The organism is Pantoea allii (assembly GCF_002307475.1).
GTDB classification, from domain to species: domain Bacteria; phylum Pseudomonadota; class Gammaproteobacteria; order Enterobacterales; family Enterobacteriaceae; genus Pantoea; species Pantoea allii.
Genome location: NZ_NTMH01000031.1, coordinates 176,042 through 182,041, shown reverse-complemented (window position 1 = coordinate 182,041; position 6,000 = coordinate 176,042). Strand labels below are relative to the sequence as shown.

Here is a 6,000-nt window from a genome sequence, read left to right as displayed (position 1 = left end):
CTCAGCTGGCAGGAAACCTGACCGCCGCCGTAGACGATACCGCGAAAAAGCTGCGTGCGCGTTTACTGGCGCTGGCCAGCCAGACCCAGGGTTCTCCGCTTGCCGGCGTACCACAGGATCGGCTCACGCTGGCGAACGGGGGGATACAGCTCACCGCCAAACCTTCCCAGGCCGTCAGCTTTAGTGAACTGATTAAGCTGGCTCACCTGGACGGGCTCAGCGTGGAAGGTGGCACCTTCTCTCCGGAGATGTCAGCGCAGGAGCGGGACAGCGTCACCGGTAGCCTGAATGAAATGAGTCGACCACAGGACGTGTCGGCTCACAGCTGGAGTGCGCAGTTTGTTGAAGTAAGGGTGGATGAAGATTTTGGCACCATACGTCTAAAGCGCATGGTCGCGGCTTTCGACAGTGGCCGGCTCTATAATCCCAAACTCGCCCGAAGCCAGTGGGTGGGCGGCATGATTATGGGCGTAGGTCAGGCATTACTTGAAGGCGGAATTATTGACCCGCGTAATGGCAGAGTGATTAACAACAACCTGGCCGACTACCTGATTCCAGTGAATGCAGATATTCCCGCCATCACCACCATTGATGTTGGCGAACCTGACTACAAAGCCACCAGCATGGGCGGCAAAACGGTGGGTGAACTCGGCATTGTGGGCGTTGCTGCGGCCATCAGCAATGCGGTTTATCACGCTACCGGTAAACGCGTCAGGGATTTGCCCATTACGCTGGACAAGATCCTTTAAGCATGCACGGCGATGTTGGCAGGAGTGCGGGTGTGAAAACGGCAATTGTGCTAACGGCGGCGGGAATGAGCCGCCGGTTTCGACAGGGAAATGGCCACCACAAACTGCTGGCGGTACTGGAGGGAAAACCCGTTTTGCAGCACACGCTGGAACAGGCAAAAGCAAGCGGTATGGATGTCATTGTCGTCACGCGTCCGGAAGATAAGGCCATTCATGCGTTGCTGCACGACGTAAGACCGGTATTTTGTGTCAGTGGCGGTTTGGGTGAGTCGATAGCGGCAGGCGTCAGCGCCTGTCTGGACTATGATGCGGTCATCATTGCACTGGGAGATATGCCTTTTCTCACCGCTGAAAGCTATCAGGCGGTGAACCAGGCTTTGCATTTTTATCCGCTTGCGCGCCCGCAGGTTGAAGGCCAGCCCGGTCATCCGGTTGGCTTTCAGCGATCGTTTTTTCCCGCGTTGCAACAGCTGACAGGCGATGTGGGTGCACAAAGCGTGCTTAAACATCAGCAAATCCGCTATGTGCCGCTCAGCGATCGGGGTTGTCTCGACGATATTGATTACCCGGATGACTTACGGCACGTCAGGAGCCACTTATGATTACATTGGATCAGCGGGTTATCGACACGGCCTTGCGCTGGCATCATGCGGGGCAGGCGGTCTGGTTGTGTACCGTACTGCGTACCTGGGGCTCTTCGCCCCGGGCGCCCGGCACGATGATGGTCATCAACCAGGAGGGCGAGTGTTGTGGTTCGCTTTCGGGTGGCTGCATTGAAGAGGATTTTTTGGCGCGTCTGGCAGAAGGACATTACCGGGTAAACAGCCAGGTCATCCGCTATGGCGAGGGTGGACGGCAAACCCAGGTACAACTGCCCTGTGGTGGCAGGCTGGACGTGCTGGTGGAATACCTGCTCCCTGATACTGTCAGCGGCGCGCTGTTACAGGCCATGCATCAGGCGCTCATCGGTAAATCCCGGCTGATAAAAACGTTGTCCGCAGGCGAACGTGCATCCTGGGACGTTGTGGCCCTCTCGGCCGTGTTACCTGTTCTCAGCTATCAGGACCCTGACATCGTGTTGCCCGTGGGTGCCATTCCCGAACTGTTGGTGGCAGGCTATTCTGCCGTTGCGTTTGAATGCATTCGTTTTGGCCAGCTGTTGGGTTTTCATGTACGGGTCTGTGAACATCGTCCGGAGATGTTAAGTGAGCTGGAACGCCACTTTATGGGTGAAGATAACATCACGATTGTGCCGCAGCATCCTGCACGCTGGCTGGAGTTAAACGGTGCCCATGCTTCAGTTGCCATCGTATCGTTAACACACGATCCCCGTATTGATGAGTTAACCATGATGGAAGCGGTCAACACGCACGCATTTTATATCGGCATCATGGGATCGGAAAAAAACAGCGCTAAACGAAAGGCTCGCCTTCAGGCGATAGCGGGATTTGATCAGGAGGAACTCGCCAGGATTAGCGCGCCGATTGGCATAGCCATCGGCAGTAAAACGCCTGCGGAGATTGCGTTGTCGGTGATGGCAGATATCGTACGGATTAAAAACCAACATGGAGCTTAGGTCAGCAGAGGGGCCGGCGGCGCTACGTGCAGCTTGCCGCCGGTTCGCAGGTTACTGCGACTCTTTCTCCAGCGAGTAAAAATAGGTGCCTGAATAGGGAACGGGAAGGAAATCGTTAAAGATCTGCCGCAGGGTTTGTTCCGGATTAACGTCATTAAACAGGTCTGGATAAAGGGTTTTGGCAAAAAACTCTGCTGCGGCAACATGCCAGGGGCTGAGATAAAAATTATGCCACATTGCCGCGGCATGACCGTTATGCAGCGCACGCAGCTGCTTCAGGCCATTTTGTTGCGCGGTGAGCTGCTGCAGGGACGCACGCGTTTCCGCCTGACTGATGGCGGGACCGATACGAAGGTCTGAAGCATCGTCGCTGCCACCGCTACCGGTCGCAAAATAATAATCCGGATTCGCGGTAATCACCGTTTCTTCATTCAGCCGACCGAATACGCCAGGCACCTTCTTACTGGCAATATTGTCTCCGCCCGCAAAGGACAGCACATCGCCAAGGCTTCCGTTCACGGCGGTCACGCAGCATTCATTTCGGCGGCCCAGGTGAAGCTGTAACAGCACGGTGGGTTTATGGCCCTGAAAACCGGCAAGGCGCTGCTGAATAGTCTGCATATGTTGCTGATAAAACTGATTGAAAGCCGTTGCCCGCTGACGCTGATTCAGCACCTCTCCCAGAATGGCAACACTGCGCGTCGTGTTTTGCAGGAGGTGTACGCGTAAATCGATTTTCACCACGGGAATATTGGCTGCTTTTAATACCGCTTCCAGCCGTTGCCCCGCCTCACTGCTGCGAGCCAGTTCGGGCAGGATCACCACGTCCGGTTTTAACGCAATCACCCGCTCAGGATTGATATCATTGGTGCCATCTAGCCCTGTTGACGGTATGTTCAGCATCTCGGGAAACTGGTGCGCGAAAATATCCCATGTCTGCCGGTCGTACTTTTTCAGGTCCTGCGGCCAGCCAACCAGCCTTTTGAAAGGATTGCCGGCCTCCAGCATGGCAAAGGTGTACAGCATCCTGCTCTCACCCAGGACGATTCGCTGGGGATGATCGGGCACAGTAACCCGAGTGCCATTGATATCGGTAATCGTTTTACCCCAGGCGAGCGTGCTGATTGTCACGGACAGCAGCAGGAGCGTGCGCAGCCAGAACTTCATAAAAGAATCAGAATTCAACACGGGCTTGTACCATCAGGTTGCGGGTTTCACCTTCACGTACGCGCAGGTTACCGCCGCTCGACGTGTAATAGTGTTTGTTAAACAGGTTATTCAGATTAAGCCTCAACTGAGTTTTTTTGCCCAGCAGGTGGGTGTTCCAGGCAATGAAGCCGTCAGCGACAACGTAATCCGGTAAAGTAAAGCTGTTGTCAGGATCGCCCGCACGACTGCCGACATAGCGTGCACCACCACCGACACGAAAATCGCCGGGCAAACCCGGTATGACCAGGTTATGACTCAGGTAAAGCGCACCGGCATGTTCAGGCGCATTTTGTAAGCGGTTGCCGTTGTTGGCCGGATTAATCGTGTCATCGACGATCTCGGCATTGTCATAACTGTAATTGGCACTGATATCCCAGTCGGGCGCAACTTCGCCATTCAGCTCAACTTCCACGCCCTGAGAGCGCGCTTTGTTAACAGGACGGGTCGTGCCATTAATGCTGAGTGACATCTGCTTTTCATCAATTCTGTAAAGCGCGACCGAAGCGAACAGGCGAGGGGAGATTTGCCATTTGCTTCCTACTTCCCAGGTCGTTCCCTGCTCGGGCTTGCTGACATTACCTTCGTCATCCACATCCGTTGAGGGCGTGAAGGATTTACTCATGCTGGTGTAAAGCGAAATATCAGGCGTTAGTTTATAAATCAGCCCGGTTTGTGGCAGGAATTTATTCCCTTCATCATCCAGTGTCTGAATCACCGGGTTGAAACCTTTTGAAGCCCGTTGCTCGTAATGTTGGTATCGCCCGCCAACCACCGCGATCCAGTCGGGACTCAGCGAAATGCTGTCTTTCAGATAAACCGAACGGCTGTGAATACGGTTCAGGTTGTTGGCATTCGCGCTATTTTCAGTGGTGCTGTCGGTTACGGGAGACAGCATGTCATAAACCGGATTGAAATAGTTGAAGCGCCGGTCATTTTTGCCCTGATACTGATGCGCACGATAGGTTTGATTCATTTCATAATCTGTGCCGAATACCAGCGCATGTGTCATGCCAAAAAGTTCTGGATTACCCAGCACATCCCACGACAGGTAGTTGGTTTTTTGATTAAATCCGCGGTTGGCATCGGCACGCCGCGTAACCACGCCGCTGGCAGGATCAATCGCCGTCACCCGCACTTCATTATTGTCATAACGGCGCTGATTCCAGCCAAGGGTCAATCGCGTACTCCAGCTGTCATTAAACTGCCAGTCGTAATGAGCGTTGAGTGCCTGATTGCGTCCCCAGGCATGATTGGCTTTGTCATCCAGTCTCTGCTTGTAGGGCAGGTCGACAGGAGAGCCGTTAATAAAGGCGGTGCCGCGGTCGTAGGGAATGTCATAACGATAATCGCTGTAACTCACTAACAGGCTGGCTTTTTCACCATACCATTGCAGCGACGGGGCCAGCAGCGAGTGTTCATCACTGCCAAAATTACGCCAGTAATCCTGACGTTGTTTTTCTGCGATCAGCCTGAAGGCAAAGCCATTGCCCAACGGCCCCGTCACATCCAGCGTACCGGCACCGCCGCCTTCACTCGCGTAGCGACCGCTTACCGAGGATTGCCATGAATATTGAGGCTTTTTGCTGATGACGTTGATCACTCCACCAGGATTCTGAATACCGTAGAGCAAAGACGCCGAGCCTTTGAGCACCTCAACGCGTTCCGTTGTGGCATCCAGATTTAACCCCTGGCTGCTGCGGATGCCATCACGATAAATGGAACCATCGGAATTGCTACCAAACCCACGGCGGACAAAACCATCTTCTGTTCCCGCCAGTGTGTTTGCCTCAGCAACGCCACTGACAAAACGCATCGCGTCGCTCAGGCTGCTGGCCTGGTAATCGTCGAGCTGTTGCTGTGTCACGGTACTGACAGATTGCGCCTCATCCAGACGAGACACAGGGGTTTTCGTGCTAACGCTGCTGGTGGAGGCGGCATAGCCGTCATTGCTGTTAGCGTCGCTGGTTACTGTCACCGTATCATCACTGGTCGCCGCCAGGCTTTCACCCGGTGCAAGCAGCGCGCCAGAACAGATCGCCAGCATCACCGCCTGCTGGATTCCCAGGTGTTTAATATCGTTGGAACGTTTTTTCATTATTTGTTTTCGCTGATCATCAAAGAGAGAAATAAAGTAAATAACCACATTGACTGCGTGTATTTATTCAGCGACGAAGGAAAAGCATAAAGGATCTGTTCACGCGCTGATTTGTAATTGATAATCATTCAACCATTGCGCGGTGTAGTAGTAAACAGAAATACCGGAATTTTCACTACATGTTAAAATGCACACCGCAATGCTTTGTCCTGGCTGGTTTTTGCCTTTTACTTAATGAAATTAAAGATAATTATCCCTTTTCCAAAACGGATTTCGGCAGGCGATGGGTGGTAAGCAGACGGCTGCTTTCCGCATTGCTGGCTTTCTGACTACAGTTTGCAGGTTTACTATCAGTGGAAAGCGAAAGAGAA

General features: G+C 53.4%; 5 protein-coding genes. 3 read left to right on the top strand and 2 right to left on the bottom strand.

Going from position 1 to position 6,000, the window contains the following annotated elements:
• The 3 genes from CMR03_RS11855 to CMR03_RS11845 form a co-directional block, all read left to right on the top strand.
• On the top strand, positions 1–749 hold a 749-nt coding region (locus tag CMR03_RS11855; protein ID WP_141248563.1), incomplete at its 5' end, for a xanthine dehydrogenase family protein molybdopterin-binding subunit.
• A 2-nt stretch (positions 750–751) separates the two neighbouring features.
• Positions 752–1,351 (top strand): nucleotidyltransferase family protein, encoded by a 600-nt coding sequence (locus CMR03_RS11850; protein ID WP_096011656.1) that lies wholly within the window; start codon positions 752–754, stop codon positions 1,349–1,351.
• Positions 1,348–2,325: an XdhC family protein gene (locus tag CMR03_RS11845; RefSeq protein ID WP_096011655.1), complete on the top strand. Its 978-nt coding sequence runs from the start codon at positions 1,348–1,350 to the stop codon at positions 2,323–2,325. The genes CMR03_RS11850 and CMR03_RS11845 overlap by 4 nt, the downstream gene beginning before the upstream one ends.
• A gap of 51 nt (positions 2,326–2,376) precedes the next feature.
• Here CMR03_RS11845 and CMR03_RS11840 read toward each other — a convergent pair whose 3' ends face one another.
• Together CMR03_RS11840 and CMR03_RS11835 are read right to left on the bottom strand one after the other, a co-directional pair.
• The gene (locus tag CMR03_RS11840) at positions 2,377–3,513 is read right to left on the bottom strand and encodes an ABC transporter substrate-binding protein (protein WP_371873641.1); all 1,137 of its coding nucleotides are present in this window, start codon (positions 3,511–3,513) and stop codon (positions 2,377–2,379) included.
• Positions 3,500–5,578, bottom strand: a complete 2,079-nt coding sequence (locus tag CMR03_RS11835) for a TonB-dependent siderophore receptor (protein ID WP_371873644.1) — start codon at positions 5,576–5,578, stop codon at positions 3,500–3,502. The genes CMR03_RS11840 and CMR03_RS11835 overlap by 14 nt, the downstream gene beginning before the upstream one ends.
• Positions 5,579–6,000 lie beyond the last annotated feature (422 nt).